Origin of the sequence: Flavobacterium sp. FlaQc-49 (assembly GCF_044005985.1) — a bacterium.
In the GTDB taxonomy this organism is placed as follows: Bacteria; Bacteroidota; Bacteroidia; order Flavobacteriales; family Flavobacteriaceae; genus Flavobacterium; species Flavobacterium cupriresistens.
In genome coordinates, this window is the sequence record NZ_JBIPCS010000005.1 from 1 (window position 1) to 26,459 (window position 26,459).

Genomic DNA, 26,459 nt, shown 5'->3' on the forward strand with positions numbered 1-26,459 from the left:
CTATTTCTTGAACAATTTGTAATTTAAAAGACATACTGTAGTCTTTTTGGGTACGCTTTACATAGCGTAATTCCTGATGGTTTTCCATAATGACACTTTTTGTGTATCGCTATTTCAGGACAAGACATTTTAAACAAAAAAAACGACCCTCTGCTCATGAAGATCGTTTTTAACTAACTTAAACTCTTTTAAACTAATCTAAAATCTTATTTTAAATCTTTCAAAAGGGCAACAGCATCTGTAGCGTTTGATAATTGTGCATATTTCAAAGCTGTATATCCTCTTTCGTTTTTATCAGATGGACGTGCTCCACTAGCCAATAAAACTTTAATAATTTCAACTTTGTTGTAACGTGCTGCAGTCATTAAAGGAGACATATCACCTGACTGTTCGTTTACATTAGCTCCGTATTCAATAAATTTCTTAACTCCGTCAATATCACCCTTACTAATAGCAACATTTAATGGTGTTGCATCTTCGTCTATAGATAGTACAATTTGATCTTTCACAACTGTTTTGTGATTTGCAGCCATTGATACATTTGCAAATGTTACTAAAGCTAATCCTAAATAAATAACTGAATTTTTCATAATGGTTTTGTTTGTTAAATTGATTGATAAAATATGATTGATGATCTTTTTAAATTCTATACAAATGTAAATAATATTTTGGTATTTTGCATTACAAGGTACTATGTTTTAACTAATTCTTAACGTTTTGTTAATGATTCCTAAATAATACCACCCAATCGTTATTTAATTCTGTATAAAAGACGCTGCAAAGGTAGAAATGTTACACAAAAACGAATATTTCTAAAAAATATTTGTCAAATTTTCCCAAAAATGTAAAACCAAAACATTACTTTTTTAACTTTACTTTGAAGTAATACTCAAAAAAGGCCTATTTTTTTAATGAAAAATAAATTTTCGGCCAATAATTCATACATTAATGATCTAAATTACTTATTTTCAAAAAAAACAAAAAAGTAGGATAAAACTTAAGTATACAGCTTTACGTTTTGTCGTTTTTTTATAAAGAAAACGGCTAATAAAATAATTGACCAATCATTTTCACCATTACCAAATCATTTAAATAACCTTTAAACCAAAAAAAATGGGAGCAATCAAAAAAATTCTGGCCGCCTTAATCTTAGTTCTAGCAATCGTATTAATTACGGCTTACTTTATGCCTCGAAATTATGCCGTTGAAAGAGAAATTATCATCCATAAACCGGTCGATAGCATTTTTACTTATGTCAGATATTTAAAAAATCAAAATGAATTTAGCGTCTGGGCCAATATCGATCCCAAAATGAAATTGACTTACAAAGGAACAGACGGTAGTGTTGGTGCATTATCGGCCTGGGAGAGCAAAGTAAAAGAGGTTGGTGTGGGTGAACAGGAAATCACCAAAATTATAGAAGGAAAACGATTGGATTTCGCTCTCCGATTTAAGGAGCCGATGAACGATACTGCTGTCGGATTTATGTCGACCGAAAGTTTAGCAGCAGATCAGACCAAAGTAAAATGGGGCATAAACGGTGTTATACCCTACCCTATGAATATCATGTTGCCTTTTATGAAAATGGATCAGATGATTGGAAATGATTTACAAAAAGGCCTGGATAATTTAAAAGCAAAGATGGAAGAATAAAAGATCAGGTTCAAAAACTCGAGGGAAATAAAAACTTTGCAACGCTGCGTCTTTGCGAGAAATAATTTTCAGGTTCAAAGCAACAGAATAAAAACGAATCTTTGTAAAAAAAAGAAAACCGTCATTAGTTTGTTAATGACGGTTTTCTATTTTTTAATGGTTTCCTTTATTACAAACCTTTCAGAATTGCAATAGACTCTGTAGCTTTCGAATATTTGGCATAATCTAACGCTTTTAAGCCTTTATCATTTTCAAGTGAAGGCTTAGCTCCATTTTCTAATAAAACTTTAATAATCTCTACTCTGTTAAATCGTGCTGCCAACATCAGCGGAGACATGTCTCTTGATAATTTATTGACATCTGCCCCGTATTCGATACTTTTTTTAACGCTTTCAAGATCCCCGTTGCATACTGCAATATGCAATGGTGAAGATTCATAAGCAGAAAACTCGATTTGATCTTTTACCAACGGCTTGTGATTTGAAGCTACTGATACATTTGCAAATAAAACAAAAGCTGTCCCTAGAATGATTACTGATTTTTTCATGATTGATTGATTGATTGATTGATTTAATTGTAAACTGTAATTTAGCAGGATTGCATCAAAAATGCTTTCTTCCGAATAACACTTACTATCTATATAGACGCTTAAAAAACCTAAAACGTTACATTTAAATCAAAAAAAAATCAAAAAAAAGTAAAGAACCTCAATAAAAAAGCGCAATCCAAACAAATTGGATTGCGCTTTTTCTATTAAAATAAACTCTTAAAACCTAAAATTAGGCCTTATCAGCAAGATATTCCTTTACATTTTTATCAATACGTGCATCAATATTAGCTATATCAGCTTTTACAAATTTTTCTCCTAAGATATTCTCGTATAACTCAATATATCTTTCTGAAACGGATTCGATGTAAGCTTCTGTCATTTCAGGAATCTGCTGCCCATCCTGACCTTGAAAACCATTTTCGATCAACCAACGACGTACAAACTCTTTTGATAATTGTTTTTGCTCTTCTCCTTTTTCCTGTCTTTCCTCATATCCGTCTGCATAAAAATAGCGAGAAGAATCCGGAGTATGAATTTCGTCAATCAAAACGATTACACCGTCTTTTGTTTTTCCGAATTCGTATTTTGTATCTACTAAAATTAAACCACGACTTGCGGCAATTTCAGTCCCTCTTTGAAATAAAGCACGGGTATATTTTTCTAAAACAATATAATCTTCTTCTGAAACTATTCCTTTTGATAAAATAGCTTCACGCGAAATGTCTTCATCATGAGAACCATTGTCTGCTTTTGTAGTTGGTGTGATAATTGGTTCCGGAAATTTATCATTTTCCTTTAAACCTTCCGCCATTGTTACGCCGCAAATTTGTCTTCTTCCTGCAGCATACTCACGTGCAGCATGTCCTGAAACATAACCACGAATAACCATTTCTACTTTAAAAGGATCACACAAATGCCCCACAGCCACGTTTGGATCCGGAGTTGCAATCAACCAATTAGGTACAATATCTTGCGTTAATTCCATGAACTTTGTAGCAATCTGATTCAAGATTTGCCCTTTGTATGGAATTCCCTTTGGTAAAACTACATCAAAAGCCGAAAGTCTGTCGGTCGCCACCATTACCAAAAGTTCCTCATTGATATTGTAAACTTCTCTAACTTTTCCGCGATAAACTGATTTCTGATTCGGGAAATTAAAATCTGTAGTTGTGATTGTATTGCTCATTATCCTTTAGTTGTGTTTTGTTTTATGGATGCAAATTTAAAACTAATTAAAAGAGGAAGCAAAAAAAGTATTCAGTTTTCAGCTTTCAGTCTCGGTTTTCAGTCTCAGTCCCAGTCTCAGTTATCAGTTGCAGTCTTTATCTTTGTCTCAGTTTTCAGTCGCAGTCGCAGTCTCAATTATCAGTTGCAGTCAGAGTCTGTGCTTTTGTCTAAATCTTTTCTCAACCTTAGTCTTAACGTAATATTAAAGACTGAAAACTGAGACAAAGACCGAGACCGAGACTGAGACTGAGACTGAGACTGGGATTGAGACTGAGACAAAGACCGAGACCGAGACTGGGACTGAGACTGAGACTGCAACTGAGACTGAGACCGAGACTGAAAACTATTTCTTCAAAAGAGTCGTATTAAACAAATTCAAAATTCTGCTGTATTCATCAATTAAGGAATACGTTTCTTTAAAAGTATGCGCTTCGATCGGGAAAGAAGCAAGTGTCCAATTCTTTTTCTCTAATTCTATAAAACGCTGTGATAAACGCACAATGTCTTTGTATTCTACATTATCATCAACCATTCCGTGTAACATTAGTAAATTTCCTTTCAGGTTACCGGCATAATAAATAGGAGAGCTTTTTTTGAATGCCTCAGGATCTGTTTCAGGAAAGTTTAAGATGTTACCCGTATATCCGTGATTGTAGTGTGCCCAATCTGTAACCGAACGCAAAGCAGCACCCGAAACAAATTCTCCGGGAGTTGTCAACATTCCCATTAAAGTTATGAATCCACCGTAAGAACCTCCGTAGATACCTACTCTGTTGGCATCAATACCCAAATTATCTACTAAGTATTTTTTACCATCAAGATGATCGGTTAAATCTTTTCCTCCCATAAAACGATAGATTCCGGTTCTAAAATCCCTTCCGTAACCGTCACTTCCTCGGTAATCAATATCCAAAACTGTATAACCCAAATCGGTTAACAAGTTATGAAACATATATTCTCTGTAATACGCACTCCAATGGTTGTGTGCGTTTTGCAGATATCCTGCACCGTGTACAAAAATTACGGCTGCTTTATTGGTGTTCTCTGCTTTTGGCGTATACAATCTTGCATATACCGGAGTTCCGTCTTGTGCTTTGAAAGTAATCACCTCTGGTTCTCTCCATTGGTATTTTTTAAATTCTTCTGAAGTTGAAGATGAAATTTGCTGTAAAGCAGTATTCTTTTTGTTCTCGCCAATATAGAAATCCCAAGGTTTATTTTTAAATGAGTAACGTACCAAAAGTGTCGATTCATCAGGAGATACCACTACTTCGTGTGCTCCGTCTTTTGTTAAAATAGGTTGCATAATTCCATCTGCAGCATTTAACTTATAAAAATCTCTATTTCCCGGATGTGTTGTATTCGTTGTTAAATAAAATGCCTTTTTGTCTTTAGATAGAATCAAGTCGCGAACTTCCCAGTTTCCTTTGGTCAGTTGTTTTTTTACATTCGATTTTAAGTTGTACGTGTATAAGTGTGAGTATCCGGTAGCTTCCGATTGAAAATAAACCGTTTCATTGTCTGCCAGAAAACCAAGATTTCCGGTTTCAAAAGCATAAGAAGGTATTCCGGGTCCGCCAATCCACGCTTCATCGTGTTGGTGTTCTATTTCGGTAAAAGTTCCGTTTTCGAGATTCAGACTTACAATCCAACGGTCTTTATTGTCCTGACTTCTGATTTCTGTAATCGCAAAGGAACCGTCTTCGCTATAAACTGGTGCCAGCGCAACAATTAGTTTGTCTTCTTTCTCTTTGTTTTTTAAATTATCGTAAGCCTCATAGTATTTCGGAACGTCCTGAATATGGCTCAATTTTGAGAAATTGACAAAATAAACAGAGTCTTTTGCAACGGAGTAAATACCAAAACGTGTTTTTACCAAATTGGCCGTCGATACTTTTTCTTTGGTATCAGGAGATTGATTATAACCGTCATCTGTTATAAAAACTTCCATTTTTTCCATTTTAATTTCAACATTTTCTACTAAACTAAAAGTAGCGTAGTTTCCATTTGGATTTGCTTTGAGGTCTGTCAAATTATCTTTTCCATAAAAATACTCTTTGATAAAATCTGACTTCACGGCTTTGCTTTTAGCCATGTTCCATTGTTTTTTTGCCTCTTTATCATTGATAAATTGAAATAATTCTTTCTGTTGTTCTTTTAAGAAAGTATCTTTTTCGGGTGTTTTCTCTTTCTTATTGCCTTTACTGAAATTAGTGATTTGCAGTAGCGTGCCCTCTTTGCTATTGTATTTAAAAATGTTTTCGTTTTGCTCAAAGAACACAACTCCAAGCTGACTTCCTAACGCAAGATTAGAAATCGGAGTATTTTGCTGGTATAATTTTTTTGTTGCTTTTGTACTAATAGTGTACGAGTACAAACCTCCTTTATTGGTATAAAAAACAATATCTGATGTCGGTTTTCTTTTAAAATCGAATTTAGAAAAAACGGCTTCCTTCGGCTCTACAAGTACCGGATTAGAAGCTCCCTTTTGCCAGGAGTACGTGCTTGTGCCTAATTCGTTTTTCGGATTCCATTCAAAATAAACTTTTTTTCCATCCAGCGACCATCTTCCGTTTGTTGGCTGATTGCCAATGAAAGAGTCTCCTTTCATAATTTCTTCTAACTTTAAATTCTGGCTGGTACCTGTTATTGAAAAAATTAAAAAGGCAAGGATAAAGATGTTTTTGGTCATGATAGTTGTTTTTTAGTAGAGCAAAAATACACTTTGTGGGCTATTAAAAAAACTTTTTCCTCTTTGCTTCTAAAATCCAATTTCTAATATGGAATTACGTCTAAAACTTGTTTAGTTTATTCTAACGGTTAAGTCTTCTAATATTTCACAAGAGACGAAAATACACCTATTTTATATGAACTGAGATGACTTATATGGTTTAAAAAGTCAAGAATAGGGAACTAAACATCAAGAGTCCTTTTCTTTCTGCCTTGTAAAAATACCTACAAGGTCAAAAAAAGACCTTGTAGGAAAGACACAATACATAAAAATCAGTAACTTAATAATTGAACTCAGGTTATTAACTGAATTACTTTGTTACTCGGCTACTTTGAGATTTTATCCTAAATAGTTCTATAAAAAAACAATCCCTGATGTGCTTTCATCAGGGATTGTTTTTAAGTCTAAAAAGTTTATTTAAAATCCAGGATTCCTTTTCCTAATGATTTTACGGAAGCATTTAAATTACCCAGCGTAGTTTCGTTCATTTTTTTTATGTGGATACTGTCCACTACAAAAATTTGTCCTTGATCTTTAAATGGTGCGGTCGGAACAAAAACAACGGCACTGCCGGACGAATCTTCTTCTATAAGGCGGGCGGGCTGCCAATAATCTCCATTTTTAAGCAAAACGGGAACGTCAGTACTTGGCTTTTTTACTTTTGTACTCAATTTTTCTTCCGCTTCTTTTTTATTTTTTTCATAACCCGGAAGGAAGATCATTAACTTATCATCAATCCATTCTGTGAATTTTTTCAAATAAGTCAATCGCATCATGTAACCGCTAAAATAAAGTAATACCAATAAAATTACTCCACCCAGAATATCGGTTGCAATCGTTCCGAAAACTTCATCGAGATGTAAAAGTTTTGCAAACTTCTCTCCATATTTCTGAAAAAAGCCCCATACTTTCTGAAGCACAACCCCAAATACCAGCAGTGGCAATAAAACTACAGCGCCGGAAACACAGTTTCTTTCCACCTGACGTAAAAATTTTTTCATAATTAATACAATTTTAGATGTATTAAATATAGTAAAAATCTCAAACTTTATTAATGCTTCATTACAAAATACAATTTTAAATCATTGTTAATCAACCGACAAAGTTATTTACAGCTGATTAACATTCAGCAAGTTTTTCATCTAAAATTCTTGAAGCAATATAGTGTGCTACTCCGTCTTCTGCGTTGGTTTTGATTATTTCTAAGTTGGGTAACGTTTCTTTTAACAATACCGGAGCATTGCCCATAATCAACCCTTTTCCGGTTGCAGACAACATTTGAACATCGTTAAAACCATCTCCAAACGAAACCGCTTCTTGCATTGTAAATCCTTCTTTTTCTAAAACTCTGGCTATTGCAACCGCTTTGTCTACCGATTTATCCATAAATTCCAGACAGGTTGGAAGACTAAAGGCGTGATGCAACTCACTTGAACCGTTTGCCAGGATCGCTTCTTTTAAGGCTACTAATTTTTCGTGATTGTCATGGGCAAAGAATATTTTTATCGCACCAAAATCTTCAAGTGTTTTAAAATCTACCAATTCGGGAAGGTATTTCAATTCGGTTTGAAAGCTGTTTAACTTCTCGTTTAATTTGTTGGTCTGCCAAACATTTTCTTTGAATAACACTACTGTAATTTCCGGATCAATTTCTACATTTAAAGCCGCTTTTACCACTTCACTATTTAAATCGAAGGCAAAAAGCTCTTCTTTTTCCGGTGAATGTATTCTGGCTCCATTTGAACTTACCAGATAAACCGGAACATCGAGTGTGCTAATTATGGCCATCGCATCGAGATGATGACGCCCTGTGGCAACCACAATAAGATAGTTTTGATTGTGAAGTTCCTGAAAAATACTTTTAGTGTAATCTGAAATTTTATGCTGAGGGTTGAGTAAAGTTCCGTCTAAGTCGGTAACGATAACTTTTATATTCTTAAGTTCTGAGTTCATAGTAAAAATCGCGTATAATTTTGATAGGCAAATTTACAGCTTTAAGCTCAGAAGTACAAAGTTAAACCGGCTATACAGCCTAAAAACAAACAAGTTTATTATTTATTTAACTATTTCATTAAATAAATCACTTCATTTGTTTTTAATCTTTATAACTCCTGTCTTATATAAGTTTATTGCTTTTTGCACGATTTTTTCAATTCTATCAATGGGCAGATCTTCATTTGAACTTAACATCATTATTTTCATTCGGGAGCGGCTTTCCTGAATTAGAAACGATTCATCGAAGTGTTTACCTTCCACAATTCCGATATATGGTTGTTTGTTTTTTTTGTGTATCCAAAGGTAACAGAACATTTTTCCTTTATAACAAAAAAAAGGCATGCCATACTTAAGGACATTTGTAATGTCTTCGTCCTGTTTTAAGATAATTTCTTTTAGCGCTAATAAAACTTCTCTCAGAGGTTCTTCTTGTCTTTCGTAAAAATTATCAACTTCTTTCATTACTCAATTCGTTTTTCTTATTTTTCCGGTTCGGGCGTACACAATACGGAGCGTATCCGAACAATTTGAACCTGCTTTTAATTTATACGTTAAAGAATCATTTTTAAGATAAAATACCTCCTTCGTAAATTGGGCAAAAGAAACATCATTATCAGCATCACAATTGGGTATTGTAAATTTATCTTCTATTACATCTGCCCCAAAAGGGATACAAAAAACAAATGGAAACACCTTGTAACAAGTATCACTACTTGTACTATTTAATTCAAGGGAATCTCCAATTATTTTCCAATTGCCTTTAGAAACTACTCTCCATTGACATCCGGCACTTTTATACGAAAACGAACTATCTTTATTTATTTTTAATACGGATTCGCTAGGAACAATATATTCTGTCCCATACCAAGTTCCAAGAAATTTATTTACCGGTTTTTGCTTTTTATTACATGAAATAAAAAAAGCAAACAATAAGAAACTGATTATTACAACCCTCATTTTAACTATGTTACAATTTAGACATTTTATTATAAAAAAAATATTCGTTTTATACATTTCAAAAAAGAAGCAGTATAAAACGAATATTCCCTAAAATTGTAAAACGTGAAAACAATTCACCTTTCACAAAAAACATTTCACAAAATTAATCGTGATTTTCTATTTGTTTATAAGCATCAATTACCTTTTTGACTAATCTGTGGCGTACGATATCTTTATCGTCAAGATAAATGATTCCGATTCCGTCTACGTCTTTCAGAACCAAAATGGCTTCTTTAAGACCTGAAATAGTTCGGCGTGGCAAATCGACTTGTCCAGGATCACCCGTAATCATAAATTTAGCGTTTTTTCCCATACGGGTCAGAAACATTTTCATTTGTGAGTGTGTGGTGTTTTGTGCTTCATCCAGAATTACGAAGGCATTATCCAGTGTTCGCCCACGCATAAATGCCAGTGGTGCAATCTGAATAATTCCTTTTAAAATATAATCCTCGAGCTTTTCGTTCGGAAGCATATCACGTAATGCATCGTAAAGCGGTTGCATGTAAGGATCCAGTTTTTCTTTCATATCGCCGGGTAAAAAACCAAGATTTTCTCCTGCTTCTACTGCCGGTCGCGTTAGGATGATCCTTTTTACTTCCTTGTCTTTAAGTGCTTTTACTGCCATAGCTACACCTGTGTACGTTTTTCCTGTTCCGGCCGGTCCTACTGCAAATACCATATCATTCTTTTTAATGGTATCTACCAGTAATTGCTGGTTAGGCGTCATTGCTTTTATAATCTTACCTCCCACACCATGAACCAGTATTTTATCATGATCGTAGGCTCTTTTTTCATCCTGACCATCACTCATAATTACACGTTCAATTACATTATCATCAATGTTGTTGTATCGGGTAAAATGCAACATTAATCTTTGAAATCTTTTTTCGAATTCATCTAAAACTTCTTTTTCGCCAAATGCTTTCAAAGTCGTTCCTCTAGCTACTATTTTAAGCTTTGGATAGTACTTTTTAATGATTTCCAGATGGCTGTCCTGAGCGCCCCAAAACTCTTTTGGTGCAATGTCTATTAGCTCGATTATTCTTTCGTTCAAATGAGATAGTTTTAAATTAAAATAAAATTTGTTTTTATATCAGTTGCTGTCGGGTGTTTCTTTTTTTTTACGAGTCAGGCTTTCAATGACAGTCACGCTTTTTAATGTGTAAAAAAATACTTCCAAAGAATCATTTACTGTTTACTCCTAATGTACTTTTTTTCTACAGACTCAAAACTGAAACTAATTGACTGAGACGATCGTAACGCTTACTTACTTTAAAAATTGTAAATTGTCTTTTCTTTCTTTCAATTTGTATCTAAGTATTCTTAGCTTTGCATTTCTCAAATTTAATGAAAATTAGATTCAAAAACTACCAATAGTTATAAACAAAATGATGTCAATAATTACCCTCACTACCGATTACGGCTTAAAAGACCACTTTGTTGGTTCGATAAAGGGTAAAATATTATCTGAGGCTCCGGAGACTACAATTATTGATATTTCACATGACATTGATCCCTTCAACACTGCCGAAGCCAGTTACGTTGTTGGTGCTTCTTATTTAAGTTTTCCAAAAGGAACTGTACACTTAATTGGTGTCGATATTGAACGCAATAAAGAGAACGTGCATATCGCCATGCAATGGAACGATCATTACTTCATTTGCGCTGATAACGGGATCTTAAGTATGCTGACGCAGAAAATTGTGCCACAAAAAATTGTCGCAATCAACATTCATGACCGCTTTCCGCCTGAGTCTACCGATATGGATATCTTCATAAAAGTTGCCTGCCATATTGCAAAAGGAGGTTTACTGAATGTAATTGGTAAAGAAATAGCAGCCGTTAAAGAAGTTACAGAACTTCAGGCTGTAGTAGCAAACGATGGTAATTCTATAAAAGGATATGTCATTTATATTGATCATTTCGGTAACGTGGTAACCAATATCTCCAAACAGCAATTTAAAGAGGTAGCAAAAGGTCGCTCGTATGAGATCGTGATGAAACCTAAAAGCATCAAAACCATACTGCCAAACTATTCAGCCATAGCAAGCTCAGACAAATACCCCATTAAAACCTATGAGGGCGAAAAACTGGCCATTTTTAATGAAGCCGGTTATCTGGAAATCGCAATTTTCAGAAGTAATCCTTCCAAAGTAGGCTCTGCAAATAGTCTTTTGGGACTGAACTACAGAGACGTGATCACGATAAAGTTTAATTAAGATTTTAGACTTTAGATTTCAGATTGTAGATTTCAGATTGTAGATTGTAGATTTCAGATTGTAGATTGTAGATTTTAGATTGTTGACTTTAGCAGAAAAAAAATCTGCACAATCTGCAGAATCTGCGTGAAAAATTTTCTTAACTTAATGACATTGAGCTAAAGCAGGAGGCTATTCAAAATGATACTTTTAGAATAATTAAATTTTTACTAAAAAAGAACAATCAATTTTGGTATTTTTGCGCGCGTATTGCAGATTTTCGGTGTAAAATCTAAAATCAGCACTCTAAAATCTAAAATAATAAAAAAAGATGTTTGTTCGAATAGTAAAAATGAGTTTTCATGAAGACAAGATCCCTGATTTTCTGGAAAATTTTGAAAGCATAAAAGACAAAATACGAAATGCGCCCGGAAATCGTTTTCTAGAATTGTATCAGGATAAAAACGATAAATGCATCTTTTTCACCTACAGTTATTGGGAAACCGAAGAAGACTTAGAAAACTACCGACAATCAGCGCTTTTTGACTCCGTTTGGAGTTTCACAAAAAAACTATTCAACGCAAAACCCGAAGCCTGGAGTGTGGATAAGCTGGTGAGTCTGGACTAGTTTGAAGTTTCAGGTTTGAAGTTTCAAGTTTCAGGTTTCAGGTTTCAAGTTGACGCACAGAACGTGAAACCTGAAACTTGAAACTTCAAACAAAATTTAAAAAAAACACGAATACAACGTTATATATGAAATCAATCATTTTACGAGAAATAAAATCCTTTTTTGGTTCTCCTATTGGCTATTTGGTCATTGCTATTTTCTTAATTAGCAACGGGCTCTTTTTATGGGTTTTTGAAGGAGATTACAATATTCTCAATACCGGTTATGCCGATCTGACTCCGTTTTTTACTTTAGCGCCGTGGATTTTGATTTTCCTGATTCCGGCGGTTACCATGCGCAGTTTTTCGGATGAGAAAAAACAAGGCACTTTAGAATTGCTTTTAACCAAACCTTTATCGATTTGGGAAATTGTAAACGGAAAGTTTTTAGGTTCCTTACTCCTGATCGTTTTGGCTATAATTCCCACGTTTATTTATGTTGAAGTCATTTCATCTTTGGGTGCTCCGGAAGGAAATATCGATATGGGAAGCACAATTGGTTCTTACTTCGGATTGTTGTTTTTAATAGCTTCTTATTCCGCCATCGGAATCTTCACCTCTACCCTGTCCGAAAATCAGATTGTTGCTTTTATCCTTTCGGTTTTTCTGTGTTTTATCTTTTACTTTGGTTTTGAAGGTTTAGCAACATTGATTCCAGGTTCTTTTCCTATTATTTCAGCATTGGGTATGCAGGATCATTTTAAAAGTATGAGCCGTGGTGTAATCGATACACGTGACGTTATTTATTTTCTGAGCGTTACGGTTCTATTTCTGTCTTTTACCGTTTATAAATTAAAATCTTTGAAAGCCTAATGAAAGCATTCACTCAACAAAATATCAAAACATTAGGGATTACTGTTTTCATTTTAATTGTTTTAAATGTACTTGGTAGCCTGTATTTCCACCGATTTGATTTAACCAAAGACAAACGATATACGCTATCTGAAACTTCCTTAAACATTGTAAAACAGGTTCAGAATCCGCTATCGATTAAGATTTATATGCAGGGCGATCTTCCTGCAGATTTCAGACGCTTACAGCAGGAAACCAAACAATTGTTAGAAGAATTTCAAGCTTATAACAACCATATTGTTTTTGAATTTGTGGATCCGTTGGAAAACAAAGACGAAAGCATGGATCTGATAAAATCTCTTTATCAAAAAGGTCTTACGCCAATAAACATCACCGTTGACGACAAAGGAAAACAATCTCAAGCAATGGTTTTTCCTTGGGCAGTTGCGGTTTACAACAATAAAGAAGTCAATATTCCTTTGTTGAAAAACAGAATGGGGGCTTCAACGGAGCAAAAAGTGATGGGATCTATTCAACATTTAGAATATTCGATTGCGGACGCTATCAACAAAATCACCAAAGACAAACAAAAGAAAGTTGCTATTATTAAAGGAAATGGCGAGATCAATGAAATTCATATTGCGAAAATGCTCATGCAGATCCGCGAGAGTTATTATATCGGTCCTTTTACATTAGATTCAGTGTCTAAAAGTCCAACAGGGACTTTAGAAGCCTTAAAAAAATACGATTTAGCCATTATATCGAAGCCAACCGAAACTTTTTCTGATGAAGAGAAACAGGTTTTGGATCAATTTATCATGAATGGTGGAAAAACGCTTTGGCTGATCGATCAGGTTGCAGCAGACATGGACAGTCTGTACAATCAGTCGGGGGCCACTCTAGCCTATCCGAGAGATTTAAATCTAAACGATATGTTCTTTAAATACGGATTCAGAATCAACCCTGATTTAGTAAAGGACGAATACGGGACTCCGATAAAATTAGCTACGGGTGAACAAGGAAGTGCGACCCAATATCAGGAGTTTAAATGGAAATATGCGCCTGAAGTTTATCCGACAAGTTCCCATCCGATCGTAAAAAACTTAGGAGGTATTAAATTTGATTTTGCCAGTCCGATTGATACTTTGAAAAACGGAATCAAAAAAACGGTTTTATTACAATCCTCTCAATATTCAAAAATAATCGGGACTCCGGCTGAGATTAACTTGGATATTGTAAACGAAAAAACGACTCCTCAGGAATATGTTGATAAAGGTGATTTACCTCTTTCTGTTTTATTGGAAGGCTCGTTCCATTCGGCATTTGAAAACCGTGTTTTACCCTTTAAAGAAGGTTCTTTTTTAGCCAAAGGAAAACCAACTAAAATGATTGTGATTTCTGATGGCGATTTAGCCAAAAATCAATTAGATAAAAACAGGATGCCTGTAGAATTGGGATACGATCAGCGTACGGGAAAACTTTACGACAACAAAGATTTTATGATGAATTGCATCAATTATTTGTTGGATGACACCGGACTTATTAACATTAGAAGTAAAGATCTTGATCTGCCTTTACTCGATAAAGATAAAGTTAGCGACAATTACAGTCGTACACAATTCATAACTATCGGGCTTCCAATTCTTATTTTATTGATTTTCGGACTTGCATTTACTTACATCCGTAAAAGAAAATACAGCAAATAGATGTTAATAAAAAAATTGTACTACTTTAGATAGTTTACGATATATTTGTAATCCGTATATTTAGCCTTTATTAGCTAAAATACACCTCAAAAAATAAAATATAACAGATGAAATTTATAGTATCGAGTTCGTACTTATTAAAACAATTACAAGTTTTAGGTAGTGTAATCAACAGTAACAATACGTTGCCTATTTTAGACAACTTTTTATTTGAACTAGACAATAACGAATTGACCGTTTCAGCTTCGGATCTTGAAACTACAATGTCGGCTACTTTATCTATCGATTCTACAAGTAAAGGTAGTGTGGCTGTGCCTGCTAAGCTTTTGCTTGAAATTTTAAAAACGTTTCCAGAACAACCTTTAACTTTTACTGTTGAAGATAACAATACAGTAGAAATTAGTTCAAATTCAGGAAAATATGCTTTAGCATACGCTTCGGGAGACGAATTTCCAAAAGCGGTAAGTCTGGAAGAACCATCCGTAACTTTAGTTCCTGCAGAAGTTTTGGCAACTGCGGTAAGTAAAACTATTTTTGCAGCCGGTAATGATGATTTACGTCCGGTAATGTCGGGGGTTTTCTTTCAATTCTCACCGGAAGGTTTAATCTTTGTAGCTACTGATGCGCACAAATTAGTAAAATATGCCCGTACAGATGTAAAAGCGTCTCAGGTGGCTGATTTTATTATGCCAAAGAAACCTTTAAACATCTTAAAGAGTATCTTAGGTTCTTCTGATGCAGAAGTAAAAATCGAATACAACGATTCAAATGCGACTTTCTCATTTGACAACTATATCTTAATGTGTCGTTTGATTGATGGAAAATACCCTAATTACGAAGCGGTAATTCCAAAAGAAAATCCAAACAAATTGATGATCGATCGTTCTTTATTTTTAAGTTCTGTTCGTCGTGTGGCTATTTTCTCTAACAAAACTACACACCAAATTCGTTTAAAAATCGCAGGAGCTGAATTGAATGTTTCTGCCGAGGATATTGATTACTCAAACAAAGCAGAAGAGCGATTAACTTGTGATTATCAAGGTGATGACTTACAAATTGGCTTTAACTCTCGTTTCTTAACAGAAATGTTAACCAACTTACAATCTGATATGATTATGTTGGAGATGTCATTACCAAACAGAGCCGGTATTCTAACTCCTGTTGATGGTTTAGAAGAAGGAGAAACCGTTACCATGTTGGTAATGCCTGTAATGTTAAATAGTTAACATCAAAACCTGATATTGTTACAGGGGTGTTTTTTAGTTTCAAATTAAAGATATATCATTGTAAAAAAAAATATCGCTATTAACCAACCATTTTTTATACCTAGAAACCGCAATTCCGATAAAGAGTTGCGGTTTTTTATTTGAGGGAGTGTTTTTGGGGGTTCTTTTGTTTCATGTTTCAGGTTTCAGGTTTCAGGTTTCAGGTTTCAGGTTTAAACTATGACTGAGACTTTTTTGGTTTCAATGTTTTAAAATCTCGCAAAGACGCAAAATCGCAAAGTCTTAATGATAAAGTAGAAAAAACTTAGCGGCTTGGCGTCTTTGCGAGACCATCAATTGGTCATCATTGCACTTCTCGTAATTACCTCCAAAGAAAACCTGAAACCTGTAACTTGAAACATTTAATACGTTCAGGCAAAAAAAACAAACACGAATTACACAAATTATCACAAATTAATTCGCGGCAATTGGTAAAAAAAAGAGTTAGGTAGAATTAAAATAATTAGATAATCTGTGCAAATCTTTTTAATCAGTGGCAAAAAAACAATTAGTGGAAATTAGTGCAATTCGTGGCAAAATTTACCGCTACATAACTTCTGGACTTAATCCAACTCATTACCCCTTCACATCTAGGTCAGAAACCTGAAACTTGAAACTTGAAACCTTAATACGTTCAAGCAAAAAAAAAGACCCTCTTACCAATTATAAGAGAGTCTTTTTTTCTATCTGAGCTTACTTTGCTCCGGGAGGGCAGTTTTTTTCTATATACCTCACAAAAGTATCCATTAAGTGTTTAGTAGTTCCTTCACCTTCATCGATGTCATGAGAGCGGTTCGGGTAAATCATTAAATCAAACATTTTATCGTATTTGATCAATTCGTTTATTAAAACCTCAGCATTTTTGTAATGCACATTGTCATCACCTGTTCCGTGAATGTACAATAAATTTCCTTTTAGGTTCTTAGCGTACGTTACAGGAGATGCTTTTTTATAGGTTGCTTCATTACCCTCAGGAAGTCCCATGTAGCGCTCTGTATAAATATTATCATAAAAGCGCTGATCTACAACTGCCGAAATTGCAATACCTGTTTTGTAAATTTCCGGATATTGAAACATCAGATTTAAGGTTACAGCCCCGCCACCACTCCAACCGTGAATCGCTACTCTGTCGGCATCAATAAAATTCCACTTTATGACTTCTTTTGCAGCCATTGCCTGATCGTGGGTATTGATGATTCCGATGTTTTTATAAATAGACTTTCTCCATTGCGTCCCTTTCATGACAGGTGTTCCTCTATTGTCCATTGCTATACCGATATATCCTTTTGGAATTAATGGCGCTATAAGCGAATAAAAATACGGTGTATCGTTGGCAACCGCTCCCATTGGCTCTCCATACACATAGAAAAACACAGGGTATTTTTTTGAAGGGTCAAAATCCAGTGGTTTTGCCATTATACCATCCATTTCTATTCCATCAACGGTGGTTACTTTGAATTTTTCTAACGAATAGTTCCTTCTTGGAGCTTGAAAAGTGTCGGCTTCTTTTGGCAGTATTTTTTTATGTCCCGACAAGGCTACTAATCGTATATTATAGTCTCGGTTTATGCTTGAATTGAGATGTCTTGCATACATCGCATCTGTAGAGAAACGGTACTTATTTGTTCCGTCAAATGCATCCGGAGTAACTCTTTTTGTCATTTTTGAATTTAGATTCGTTTCATACAAATAACGCTGTGTGGCATCTGTCGGGCTTGACTCATAATAGATCGTTTTTGTTTTATCATTATAAGCCATAAAATAGGCATCAAAATTAGCCGTTGTGATAAGCTCTTTTTTCTTGCCATCCATACTAATTTTATAGATATGCATCCAGCCGTCTGCGTCAGAACTCCATAAAAAGGCTTTCCCATTATCAACAAAATGACAAGGAAAACCATCGTATACACCCGAAGAAACATCAAAAACATCAATCCATCCTGCTGCTGCTTCTTGGTAAACCACTTTTGCTGTACCTGATTTTATATCACAGTTGTAAATAGTGGCCTGATTTTGATTGCGGTTTAACTGCACTACCATTACCGATTGGTTGGTAAGCCATTGCATGCGAGCTAAATAATTGTTATCCGGTTCACCGGGAATATTTAACCAATTGGTTTGTAATGAGGTAATATCAATAGTTCCGATTTTAACAGAAGAAGGTCGCTCTCCTGCTTTTGGATATTCTACAGGAACTACCACCGGATACAACGAATCGGTATTATTAATCATCAAATGAAATTTGGTCGCCGATGCATCCACGCGCCAAAAAGCAATACTTTTACCATCAGGACTCCATCTGAAACCGTCTCTTGCCGATAATTCTTCTTCATATACCCAATCAAATGTTCCGTTGATAATTTTATCTGTTCCGTCGGTTGTCAATGCTGTTACTTTTTCAGTTTGTAGATTTTCAAGATAAATATTGTGTTTTGAAACATAGGCTACATTTTCATTATCAGGTGAAAATTTAGCAAACATCAAAGACGACTCCTCCAGATTTTTACCTAGCTTTCTTCCTTTTCCTGTGGCCAGATCAAAAAACCAATAATCACCTCTTGTATTGGCTCTCCATACCTTTTTTGAATTGGTATACAGCAATACTTTCGTTTTTGCAGCATTCCACACTATACCTTCAATTTCTCCGCTAAAACCCGATTCAGACAACTGTTTCTGAGTTAAGATAGTAGTGTGTTTGTCTAATTGATCAACATCATAAATTTTCAGATTATTGTTTTCGTTTACCCAAAACGAATGGGAATCGGGCAACCAATTCAGATCATTTATATCAATATCGCTCTGAGCAAAAGCAGATGTGCAGATAAAGAATACAAGAATCAAGTACTTTTTCATATTACTATTTATTATTTTTTATTAAACCTTCGATGTCTGCGATTTCAATTGGTAATGCTTCGCTCAAATTAATATTTCCGTTTTCAGTTAACAGATAGTCATTTTCTAAACGACAGCCAATTCCTTCTTCCGGTATGTAAATTCCGGGCTCACAAGTCAGTACCATTCCTTTTTCAAAAGGTCTCGAGTACAAGCCTACATCATGCACATCTAAACCAAGGTGGTGTGCAGTACCGTGCATGAAATATTTTTTATAAGCGGGGTTGTCGGGATTCTGATTTGCAATTTCATCCTGTGTTATCAAACCCAGTTTAAGCAATTCTGCCTCGATCAATTTTGCCATTTCGAGCTCATAATCCTTAGACAATATTCCGGGTTTCAAAAGTTTCGATCCTTCTTTCAAACAATGCAAGACAGCTTCATAAACTGCTTTTTGCCTTGGACTAAAAACGCCATTTACAGGAACACAGCGCGTGGTATCTGAATTGTAATTGGCATAACAAACTCCAAAATCAACCAAAACCATTTCACCTTCACCACAAACCTGATCGTTTGTATTGTAATGAAGCGAACAGGCATTTTTACCGGAAGCAACAATAGGTTTAAATGCCGGTCGTGTTCCTCCGTTTTTTACAGAGGCATAGGCCAATTCAGCTTCTAATTCGTATTCTTTTATATTAGGTTGAATGGCATTTAAAATTCCATGAAATCCTTTGACACTTATGGCAATTGCTTTTTTAATCAAATCAATTTCTTCATCGGATTTTATTGGTCGCAAATCACGGGTAATTTTTGCAGCACGTTCGTAATGATGCAATGGATATTTTTCTTTGCACCATTGAATCATTCGATCTTGTCTGGTTTGCATCCCGGCAGTAATTCTTTTGATATGCTCGTTGTGCCCTAAATAAAAGGTATCAGCTTCAAAAGCAAAAAGCTGTAAGGTCTTTTCAAATTCTGCAATCCATTTTACATTTTTGATGCCTGAAATAGTGGTGGCCTCTGCTTTTGTTAAAAAATTACCATCCCAAAGCACGGTGTTTTCGTTGCTTTCTTTTACAAACAAAATAGCCCGATTCTCTTCTTTAAAAGCATCGGGAAAAAGAACCAATATTGTTTCATCCTGTTCTATTCCGCACAAATAAAACAAATCGTTGTTTTGTGCAAAACCCATTACATCGTCTGCATTGTTGGGCATCACGTCATTTGAAGTCAGAATAGCCAAACTATTCTTTTGCATTTTATCAGTAAACCTTTTTCGATTCTTTTCGAATAAGGAAACTGGAATTGAGTCGTATCTCATATATTAAATTTGAAACATCTTAGTATCTACCGAAGTCGTTTTGCCGGCTATAATTTCGGTTACAATTTTTCCGGTTGCCGGTGCCAGACTTAATCCCATCATGGCATGTCCGGTAGCTAGTGTCAAATTTACAATTTTTTTATCTTTTGTAATGATCGGCATTCCGGATGGTGTGCAAGGACGGAATCCAAACCAGGTCTCTTCTGCTTTTGGCATTTCGATCTCCATCTCGGGATAAAAATCGTTGATACTAGTTACAATTCCACGTAATCGGTTTTCATTTATTTTAGTATCTCCCGTATGTGTAATTTCCATAGTTCCACCAAAACGAATATCATTATTCATAGGAGTTACAGCCACTTTTCCTTCACATAAAATCGACGGAATACTTGGTTTTTGACTTCTGTCTTTCAATGTAAAACTATATCCTTTTCCGGGTAAAATTGAGATCCCAATATTTAACTTTTTAGCCAACAAAGGACTCCACGATCCTGCCGCCAATACCACTTCATCTACTGCGAAAGTACCTTTACTTGTTCCTATTTTGGCAATTTTATTTCCTTCAAAAACAAAATCTTTGACGGTCGTATGCTGGTGTACTTCTACTTTTAAACGAACTAATTCCTCTTTAATAAACTTCATGAATTTCTGTGGATACAAATGTGCATCACTTTTGTAATGAACGCCACCAATTACATCTGTTTTTGTTCCGGTTTCTAAAGCTTCTACCTCTCTTCTCGAAAGATAATTCACTTCCAGCCCTAAACGCTCGGCTTCTTTGCCTTCGTGGTACATTTCTTCTTCTACTTTATCAGTTCTATAAAGCATCAAAAGTCCTTTTTCTTCGTAAAAAAAAGAATTGTTTTCTTTTGCGAAATCCTGATACAACTCTTTACTTAACAGAGACAGGTCTCGTAAAGCCGGCATGGCTTTTTCTACATGACTTTTATTCGCGTGTTTATAAAACTGCAAACCCCATTTCAATAAATCGGTATTTAAACGTGGTTTTACATAAAATGGACTCTGACTGTCAAACATCCATTTCATACCTTGTGCGATCATACCGGGTTGCGCCAGAGGGATAATATGAGAAGGCACAATCATTCCCGCGTTTCCGTACGAGCAACCGTCTTCCATCGCTGATTCATCAAAAACAGCTACTTCGTAACCTTCTTTAGCAAGATAATAAGCGGAACACAGACCGATAATTCCACCACCAACAATACCTACTTTTTTCATACATTTTATATTAATTAAAAGTGCATTGACCAAATTCATTCTTTTAGCAATGCCACTTAATTTTATCTTATTCTTAAATCACTTGAAATCCGAATGCGTAAGGATCGTCGCTTTCATCAATAATGATATTGTTATAACCGTATACTTTTGCCCAGCCCTGAATACTTGGAACAATCGCAGGAATGTCTCCAATAGCTGTTTCTTCAACTACTTTTCCAATAAATTTGCTTCCGATATAACTTTCGTGAATGAACTCTTCGCCTACTTTCAGTTTTCCTTTTGCATGCAATTGCGCCATTCTTGCCGAAGTTCCGGTGCCACAAGGAGAGCGATCTATGGCTTTGTCTCCATAAAAAACGGCATTCCTTCCTGATGAACCGGAATCAATTGGCTGTCCCGTCCACAACATATGGGTTACGTCTCTAATGGTATTGTTTTCGGGATGAATAAAATAATGCGGGTATTCTTCGTTTATCCTATTGCGCAATTCCTGACTGTACTGAATAATTTTACTGGCGGTGAAATCCTGAACACCCGAAAAATTCTCCTGTGGGTCTACAATTGCATAATAATTTCCACCATAAGCCACATCAAAAACAAGCTCCCCCAGTTCGGGACAATTAATGGTTAATCCCTCAGCAGCAAGATATGATTTGACGTTGGTTAGGCGTACCCAGTCTACTTTAGCTCCTGTTTGCTGGTATTCGATTTGCACTAAACCGGCCGGTGCTTCCATTCTGATCTTACCTGGAACTTTTGGGATCACCAAACCTTCTTCGATAGCAATGGTGATGGTTCCGATAGTTCCGTGTCCACACATTGGCAAACAACCTGATGTTTCTATAAATAAGATTCCGAAATCATTGGCGGGATCACTTGGCGGGTATAAAATACTACCGCTCATCATGTCATGACCACGGGGTTCAAACATAAGTCCTTTGCGAATCCAGTCAAATTCTTTTAAGAAATGTTGGCGTTTTTCGCTCATGGATTGTCCCACTAAATTTGGTCCTCCACCGGCAACCACTCTCACGGGATTCCCGCAGGTATGTGCATCTACACAAAAAAAAGTTTTCTTTAACATTAGTTATAAGGTAATAGTAACCGGTTAGTTTTTATTTAACACATAGAGACATAGATTTTCTTTAACATTAATGAAGAATACAAAAAAGAAACACATATCCTTCACATAGATTTCTATATGATCTATGAATAAGTGAAACGTCTCTTTTTAAGCTTTTAAAACTATGTCTCTATATGTTAAAAAACTACTCGTAACTGGCTAGTGTTAGTTTATTATTTACTGTTCGTGCAATTTGCAGCGGGTTATCGTTTTGTAGCTCGGCTGGCAACAAATGATCCGGCCAGTTCTGATAACTCAAAGGACGCACCCATCTGTAAACAGCATGTGTTCCTACTGCCGTAAACCTCGAATCTGAAGAGGCTGGATACGGTCCTCCGTGTAACATAGACGCGCATACTTCAACTCCTGTTGGAACTCCGTTAAAAATCAAACGTCCAACCCGATTTTGCAAGGCAAAAATTACGGCTTGGTGTTTTTGCAATTCCTTCTCCTCACTGATAATTGTTCCGGTTAACTGTCCATCTAATTTATTAATTATTTGGATCAACTGTACCTCATCCTCACATTCCACTAGAATCGAAAAAGGTCCAAAAACCTCATGACTTAATGATTCGTTTTTTAAGAACTCTTCTCCGCTTACTTTCAAAATAGTCTGACGACCGTAATTGGGTAATACTTCTCCTTTAAACTGAGCAACTTTAGAAACTCCTTTTTGGCTTTCCTTTTCTGCAATTCCTTTTTCAAAATCAGCCTGCATTGAGGAGTGTAACATGCATAAAGGCTCTATTTTTTCGATGGCTGTTGTTAATTCGGTCTCAAAATCATTTAATTCAGCCCCTTTAACAGCCAGTAACAAACCGGGATTGGTACAAAACTGACCAGCTCCTAAAGTAATCGAACCCGCATAAGCAGCTGCCCATTTCTGACTGTTTGCTTTCAAAGCTTCAGGCAACAATACAACAGGATTAACACTTCCCATTTCGGCAAAAACCGGAATTGGTTCGGGACGTTGCGCTGCCAAATCGCACAAAGCACGACCTCCGCTAATACTGCCTGTAAACCCAACTCCTTTTACTAGTGGATGTTTTACCAAACTGGTACCTAAAGTTCTTCCACCTCCTACCAGATTTGAAAAAACACCTTCGGGCATATTTGTTTTTTGTGCTGCTTTAATAATGGCCGAAGCAACCATTTCTCCGGTTCCAATATGCATGGAATGGCTTTTTACAATCACCGGACAACCCGAAGCTAAAGCCGAAGCTGTATCTCCTCCTGCGGTTGAAAATGCAAAAGGAAAGTTACTCGATCCAAAAACAACAATTGGTCCTAATGGTACCAACATCTTGCGTAAATCTTCTTTTGGAGCCGGTTGTCGGTCCGGTATTGCAGTGTCTATTGTAGCCTGAACCCAGCTTCCCTCGGTAAGCATAACAGCAAACGAACGCAATTGTCCGATCATCCTGCCTCGTTCTCCTTCTGCTCTTCCCCTTGGAAAACCGGATTCGCTACAATATTGAACCAACAATTCGTCCCCTAATTCTAAAATTTCATCTGCTATAGCATTTAAAAACTGCGCTTTTTCTAAACCGGAACATTTTTTATAACTGGTAAATGCCTGATTGGCTAAAGCAACCGTCTCTTCAATTTCATCAGGAGTTGCTTCTGTAAAAACCCAAGGATTTTCGATATTTAATTGCGGATTAAACGTTTTTACGGTTTTTGTTCCCCCAGCTTTGAGTTGACTTCCTATATAATTTTTTCCTGTAATCATGTTTGTTGGTATTATAAATAAATATTATGCCTACTTAAAAGAATATAACCTATAAAATCGATTCTAATGATTGTATTGTTGTTAGGCTATATTCCTGAAAATCTTTTTTTTTAACACATAGAGACATAGTTTCATTTCTCTGAAAAGGCGTTTCACTTTGTTTAAAATCACATAAGCTACGCGTCAAATTATGATTTGCCATATACTTCTTCCTGCTTTTTTTCTATGTTCCTATGTGTTAAAAATAATTACTCATTGAGCAACATTCCTATAAGTTTTTATAATCCGGTAATGTTGGTCTGGTACGCAATCCCTCGGCTATAATACCTAAAACTTTTTCTCTTTCTGAACCCTGAAGCGGCAATCTTGGGGCGCGAACGTGCTCGCTGCCTATTCCTGTAGCCACTTCTGCCAGTTTGATGTTTTGTACTAAAAAAGAATTAATGTCCAACTCTAATAAAGGCAAAAACCATCTGTAAATTTTTAAAGCTTCATCAATTCTTCCTGCTTTTGCCAAGTTAAAAATCGCGACAGTTTCTGCCGGAAAGGCACAAACCAAACCTGATACCCATCCGTCAGACCCCATCAATATACTTTCTAATGCCAATGTATCTACACCTGATAAGATTTTTAAACGATCTCCAAAACGATTAATCAGTCGCGTCACATTTGAGATATCTCTTGTAGATTCTTTTACGGCCTGAATGTTATCGTATTTTAATAATTCTTCAAACATGTCTAAGGTCACTTCGATTTTATAATCGACAGGATTGTTATAGACCATAATCGGAAGGGAAGTATTTTTGGCTACTTCAGAAAAGTAAACTACCGTTTCGTGATCAGAAGCTTTGTAGCGCATTGGAGGCAACATCATCAAACCTTTTGCTCCATCTTGCTCCGCTTTATTGGCGGCCAAAATTGCTCCTCTTGTAGTTTGTTCTGCAATATTCATAATCACAGGTACTTTACCATTAGTAAGTGCAACAGTATGTTTGACCAACTCTCTTTTCTCGTCTTCCAAAAGTGTACTGGCTTCCCCCAATGTTCCACCTAAAATAATTCCTGATACACCGGCCTCTAATTGTGCCTTCATATTAACTTCAAACATATTGAAGTCTAACTTATCATCTGCAGTAAATTTTGTAGTTACTGCCGGCATAACGCCGTTCCATTGAATACTCATACTATTGATTTTTTATTATAGACCAAAATTATCTAGAAACAACAGAGCATTCAGGCAAATAATTACCTCAAAACAATACTATATTACCCTGTATAGTCAATAAACATAAAAAACTGATCACTATATCATCATTTTTTTGTTAAAATGCAATATATTTGATTATAACTAACCAACCAAACCATGAAAGTTTTTCCATTTAAGATCCCCAAATCTGGAGAAGAACCCCTTATCTATCAAGAAGATATAGAAATCTCTTTTTACGACAAATTACACCAACACGAAGAAATTCAGATCAGCTTTATCGAAAAAGGAGAAGGAGCCATTTTTGCCGGAGACACCATTTCACAATATCGCGAAGGCGATGTATTAGTGATTGGCAGTAATTTACCCCACGTTTTTAGAAGCGACGTTCAGGAAAACGAAACTTCTATTATGCGAACCTTATTTTTTACTTTTAATTCTTTTGGAAAGGATTTTTTTGAATTGCCTACCTTCAAAAACATTCATCCGATCTTAGAAAGCAGCAAAAATGGATTCATCATTCACAATGCTCCCAAAAAAGTCACTAAATATTTTAAGAAGCTCAAAAAAGCGGACAGCTATTCTCGTTTTATACTGTTTCTGGATATTGTAAAATGGCTTTCGGTCTCAGAGAACAACTCGCTCTCTAATTACTTGTATCATAAAAAAATAACGGATAATGAAGGCAAGAGAATGCAAACCGTTTTTGAATATGTAATGACCAATTTTCAAAAAAACATTACTCTTGACGAAATTGCCTCGATAGCGAGTATGACTAAAAATGCGTTTTGCCGGTATTTTAAAGTCCGGACCAACAAATCTTTTTTTCAGTTTCTCATAGAAGTCCGGATTGAGCGGGCGGCAAAACTATTATCGAGCAGCGGAGAGCTCTCTGTATTAGAAATTGCAGAGTTATGCGGGTTTAATAACATCTCTAATTTTAACCGAAAATTCAAAGAATTAAAGCAACTTTCGCCCTTGCAATACCGAAAACTTAATTTGTAAAAGGATAAATTTTACGCTTTCTATAATAGTTTCTCCGTTTCACTTCAAATGAAACTGAGAGACTTTAGTATAAAATCTATACCTCGCCAAAGTATAAATAACCTCCAGCTGAAGTACAATGTCATTAAGTTAAGAGTTTTTTTACGCAGATTTTGCAGATTTTGCGGATTTTTTTTATTTGATTCTGCTAAAATCTGCGTGAGACTTTTTTTTAAGCA

At 35.6% G+C, this 26,459-nt stretch carries 22 protein-coding genes; 7 read left to right on the plus strand and 15 right to left on the minus strand.

Annotated features, from left to right (window positions below; genetic code table 11):
* Nucleotides 1-206 precede the first annotated feature (206 nt).
* Nucleotides 207-590, minus strand: coding sequence for an ankyrin repeat domain-containing protein (locus ACHRV3_RS12025; RefSeq protein WP_047776564.1), 384 nt, complete (start codon nucleotides 588-590; stop codon nucleotides 207-209).
* 523 nt (nucleotides 591-1,113) lie between these two features.
* Between ACHRV3_RS12025 and ACHRV3_RS12030 the strand changes: the two genes are divergently transcribed.
* A complete protein-coding gene (locus ACHRV3_RS12030; RefSeq protein WP_395434847.1) occupies nucleotides 1,114-1,653 on the plus strand; it encodes an SRPBCC family protein in 540 nt (179 codons plus the stop codon).
* Between the two features lie 169 nt (nucleotides 1,654-1,822).
* Here the strand turns inward: ACHRV3_RS12030 and ACHRV3_RS12035 are convergent, their stop codons facing one another.
* The 8 genes from ACHRV3_RS12035 to ACHRV3_RS12070 form a co-directional block, all read right to left on the minus strand.
* Complete coding sequence (locus ACHRV3_RS12035; RefSeq protein WP_047776562.1) at nucleotides 1,823-2,200, minus strand: ankyrin repeat domain-containing protein; 378 nt, start codon at nucleotides 2,198-2,200, stop codon at nucleotides 1,823-1,825.
* A 232-nt stretch (nucleotides 2,201-2,432) separates the two neighbouring features.
* On the minus strand, nucleotides 2,433-3,389 hold the full coding sequence (locus ACHRV3_RS12040; protein ID WP_047776560.1) for a phosphoribosylaminoimidazolesuccinocarboxamide synthase: 957 nt from the start codon (nucleotides 3,387-3,389) through the stop codon (nucleotides 2,433-2,435).
* Between the two features lie 384 nt (nucleotides 3,390-3,773).
* Nucleotides 3,774-6,122, minus strand: coding sequence for a prolyl oligopeptidase family serine peptidase (locus ACHRV3_RS12045; protein ID WP_395434849.1), 2,349 nt, complete (start codon nucleotides 6,120-6,122; stop codon nucleotides 3,774-3,776).
* A gap of 452 nt (nucleotides 6,123-6,574) precedes the next feature.
* Nucleotides 6,575-7,162 carry a hypothetical protein gene (locus ACHRV3_RS12050; RefSeq protein WP_047776557.1) on the minus strand — a complete coding sequence of 196 codons (588 nt, stop codon included), beginning with the start codon at nucleotides 7,160-7,162 and terminating at the stop codon, nucleotides 6,575-6,577.
* 118 nt (nucleotides 7,163-7,280) lie between these two features.
* Nucleotides 7,281-8,114: a Cof-type HAD-IIB family hydrolase gene (locus tag ACHRV3_RS12055; protein ID WP_395434850.1), complete on the minus strand. Its 834-nt coding sequence runs from the start codon at nucleotides 8,112-8,114 to the stop codon at nucleotides 7,281-7,283.
* A 132-nt stretch (nucleotides 8,115-8,246) separates the two neighbouring features.
* Complete coding sequence (locus tag ACHRV3_RS12060) at nucleotides 8,247-8,618, minus strand: DUF1801 domain-containing protein (RefSeq protein WP_395434851.1); 372 nt, start codon at nucleotides 8,616-8,618, stop codon at nucleotides 8,247-8,249.
* A 3-nt stretch (nucleotides 8,619-8,621) separates the two neighbouring features.
* Entirely contained in the window at nucleotides 8,622-9,113 is a 492-nt protein-coding gene (locus tag ACHRV3_RS12065; RefSeq protein ID WP_395434852.1) for a hypothetical protein, read from the minus strand.
* A 145-nt stretch (nucleotides 9,114-9,258) separates the two neighbouring features.
* A complete protein-coding gene (locus tag ACHRV3_RS12070) occupies nucleotides 9,259-10,209 on the minus strand; it encodes a PhoH family protein (RefSeq protein ID WP_047776553.1) in 951 nt (316 codons plus the stop codon).
* 337 nt (nucleotides 10,210-10,546) lie between these two features.
* Between ACHRV3_RS12070 and ACHRV3_RS12075 the strand changes: the two genes are divergently transcribed.
* From ACHRV3_RS12075 to dnaN, 5 genes are all read left to right on the plus strand, one after another.
* Nucleotides 10,547-11,374 carry an S-adenosyl-l-methionine hydroxide adenosyltransferase family protein gene (locus ACHRV3_RS12075; protein ID WP_230005163.1) on the plus strand — a complete coding sequence of 276 codons (828 nt, stop codon included), beginning with the start codon at nucleotides 10,547-10,549 and terminating at the stop codon, nucleotides 11,372-11,374.
* 310 nt (nucleotides 11,375-11,684) lie between these two features.
* Nucleotides 11,685-11,981: a putative quinol monooxygenase gene (locus ACHRV3_RS12080; protein WP_230001827.1), complete on the plus strand. Its 297-nt coding sequence runs from the start codon at nucleotides 11,685-11,687 to the stop codon at nucleotides 11,979-11,981.
* Between the two features lie 125 nt (nucleotides 11,982-12,106).
* A complete protein-coding gene (gldF, locus tag ACHRV3_RS12085) occupies nucleotides 12,107-12,832 on the plus strand; it encodes a gliding motility-associated ABC transporter permease subunit GldF (RefSeq protein ID WP_047776548.1) in 726 nt (241 codons plus the stop codon).
* Nucleotides 12,832-14,517, plus strand: a complete 1,686-nt coding sequence (gene gldG / locus ACHRV3_RS12090) for a gliding motility-associated ABC transporter substrate-binding protein GldG (RefSeq protein ID WP_047776547.1) — start codon at nucleotides 12,832-12,834, stop codon at nucleotides 14,515-14,517. The genes gldF and gldG overlap by 1 nt, the downstream gene beginning before the upstream one ends.
* 107 nt (nucleotides 14,518-14,624) lie before the next feature.
* Nucleotides 14,625-15,743 carry a DNA polymerase III subunit beta gene (gene dnaN, locus ACHRV3_RS12095; RefSeq protein WP_047776545.1) on the plus strand — a complete coding sequence of 373 codons (1,119 nt, stop codon included), beginning with the start codon at nucleotides 14,625-14,627 and terminating at the stop codon, nucleotides 15,741-15,743.
* Between the two features lie 732 nt (nucleotides 15,744-16,475).
* On the opposite strand, the gene ACHRV3_RS12100 is transcribed toward dnaN, so the two are convergent.
* The 6 genes from ACHRV3_RS12100 to ACHRV3_RS12125 all read right to left on the minus strand — a co-directional run bounded on the left by ACHRV3_RS12100 (nucleotide 16,476) and on the right by ACHRV3_RS12125 (nucleotide 25,215).
* Nucleotides 16,476-18,635 (minus strand): DPP IV N-terminal domain-containing protein, encoded by a 2,160-nt coding sequence (locus ACHRV3_RS12100; protein ID WP_395434853.1) that lies wholly within the window; start codon nucleotides 18,633-18,635, stop codon nucleotides 16,476-16,478.
* Between the two features lie 4 nt (nucleotides 18,636-18,639).
* Entirely contained in the window at nucleotides 18,640-19,938 is a 1,299-nt protein-coding gene (locus ACHRV3_RS12105; protein ID WP_395434854.1) for an aminopeptidase P N-terminal domain-containing protein, read from the minus strand.
* A gap of 3 nt (nucleotides 19,939-19,941) precedes the next feature.
* Nucleotides 19,942-21,177: an NAD(P)/FAD-dependent oxidoreductase gene (locus ACHRV3_RS12110; RefSeq protein WP_395434855.1), complete on the minus strand. Its 1,236-nt coding sequence runs from the start codon at nucleotides 21,175-21,177 to the stop codon at nucleotides 19,942-19,944.
* Nucleotides 21,178-21,250: 73 nt separating this feature from the next.
* Nucleotides 21,251-22,261 (minus strand): 4-hydroxyproline epimerase, encoded by a 1,011-nt coding sequence (locus tag ACHRV3_RS12115; RefSeq protein WP_395434857.1) that lies wholly within the window; start codon nucleotides 22,259-22,261, stop codon nucleotides 21,251-21,253.
* Between the two features lie 184 nt (nucleotides 22,262-22,445).
* The gene (locus tag ACHRV3_RS12120; protein ID WP_395434858.1) at nucleotides 22,446-24,032 is read right to left on the minus strand and encodes an aldehyde dehydrogenase (NADP(+)); all 1,587 of its coding nucleotides are present in this window, start codon (nucleotides 24,030-24,032) and stop codon (nucleotides 22,446-22,448) included.
* A gap of 268 nt (nucleotides 24,033-24,300) precedes the next feature.
* Entirely contained in the window at nucleotides 24,301-25,215 is a 915-nt protein-coding gene (locus ACHRV3_RS12125; RefSeq protein ID WP_047776536.1) for a dihydrodipicolinate synthase family protein, read from the minus strand.
* A gap of 180 nt (nucleotides 25,216-25,395) precedes the next feature.
* Between ACHRV3_RS12125 and ACHRV3_RS12130 the strand changes: the two genes are divergently transcribed.
* Nucleotides 25,396-26,241: an AraC family transcriptional regulator gene (locus ACHRV3_RS12130; RefSeq protein ID WP_047776535.1), complete on the plus strand. Its 846-nt coding sequence runs from the start codon at nucleotides 25,396-25,398 to the stop codon at nucleotides 26,239-26,241.
* Nucleotides 26,242-26,459: the final 218 nt, after the last annotated feature.

Bases quoted from the DNA above. Each gene is read 5' to 3' on its own strand.
- gldG (WP_047776547.1), top strand. From the start codon at position 12,832: ATGAAAGCATTCACTCAACAAAATATCAAAACATTAGGGATTACTGTT.
- ACHRV3_RS12115 (WP_395434857.1), bottom strand. From the start codon at position 22,261: ATGTTAAAGAAAACTTTTTTTTGTGTAGATGCACATACCTGCGGGAAT.
- ACHRV3_RS12025 (WP_047776564.1), bottom strand. From the start codon at position 590: ATGAAAAATTCAGTTATTTATTTAGGATTAGCTTTAGTAACATTTGCA.
- ACHRV3_RS12030 (WP_395434847.1), top strand. From the start codon at position 1,114: ATGGGAGCAATCAAAAAAATTCTGGCCGCCTTAATCTTAGTTCTAGCA.
- ACHRV3_RS12080 (WP_230001827.1), top strand. From the start codon at position 11,685: ATGTTTGTTCGAATAGTAAAAATGAGTTTTCATGAAGACAAGATCCCT.
- ACHRV3_RS12040 (WP_047776560.1), bottom strand. From the start codon at position 3,389: ATGAGCAATACAATCACAACTACAGATTTTAATTTCCCGAATCAGAAA.
- ACHRV3_RS12055 (WP_395434850.1), bottom strand. From the start codon at position 8,114: ATGAACTCAGAACTTAAGAATATAAAAGTTATCGTTACCGACTTAGAC.
- ACHRV3_RS12125 (WP_047776536.1), bottom strand. From the start codon at position 25,215: ATGAGTATTCAATGGAACGGCGTTATGCCGGCAGTAACTACAAAATTT.
- ACHRV3_RS12065 (WP_395434852.1), bottom strand. From the start codon at position 9,113: ATGAGGGTTGTAATAATCAGTTTCTTATTGTTTGCTTTTTTTATTTCA.
- ACHRV3_RS12050 (WP_047776557.1), bottom strand. From the start codon at position 7,162: ATGAAAAAATTTTTACGTCAGGTGGAAAGAAACTGTGTTTCCGGCGCT.
- ACHRV3_RS12130 (WP_047776535.1), top strand. From the start codon at position 25,396: ATGAAAGTTTTTCCATTTAAGATCCCCAAATCTGGAGAAGAACCCCTT.
- ACHRV3_RS12075 (WP_230005163.1), top strand. From the start codon at position 10,547: ATGTCAATAATTACCCTCACTACCGATTACGGCTTAAAAGACCACTTT.
- ACHRV3_RS12035 (WP_047776562.1), bottom strand. From the start codon at position 2,200: ATGAAAAAATCAGTAATCATTCTAGGGACAGCTTTTGTTTTATTTGCA.
- ACHRV3_RS12110 (WP_395434855.1), bottom strand. From the start codon at position 21,177: ATGAAAAAAGTAGGTATTGTTGGTGGTGGAATTATCGGTCTGTGTTCC.
- gldF (WP_047776548.1), top strand. From the start codon at position 12,107: ATGAAATCAATCATTTTACGAGAAATAAAATCCTTTTTTGGTTCTCCT.
- ACHRV3_RS12120 (WP_395434858.1), bottom strand. From the start codon at position 24,032: ATGATTACAGGAAAAAATTATATAGGAAGTCAACTCAAAGCTGGGGGA.
- ACHRV3_RS12045 (WP_395434849.1), bottom strand. From the start codon at position 6,122: ATGACCAAAAACATCTTTATCCTTGCCTTTTTAATTTTTTCAATAACA.
- ACHRV3_RS12105 (WP_395434854.1), bottom strand. From the start codon at position 19,938: ATGAGATACGACTCAATTCCAGTTTCCTTATTCGAAAAGAATCGAAAA.
- dnaN (WP_047776545.1), top strand. From the start codon at position 14,625: ATGAAATTTATAGTATCGAGTTCGTACTTATTAAAACAATTACAAGTT.
- ACHRV3_RS12100 (WP_395434853.1), bottom strand. From the start codon at position 18,635: ATGAAAAAGTACTTGATTCTTGTATTCTTTATCTGCACATCTGCTTTT.
- ACHRV3_RS12060 (WP_395434851.1), bottom strand. From the start codon at position 8,618: ATGAAAGAAGTTGATAATTTTTACGAAAGACAAGAAGAACCTCTGAGA.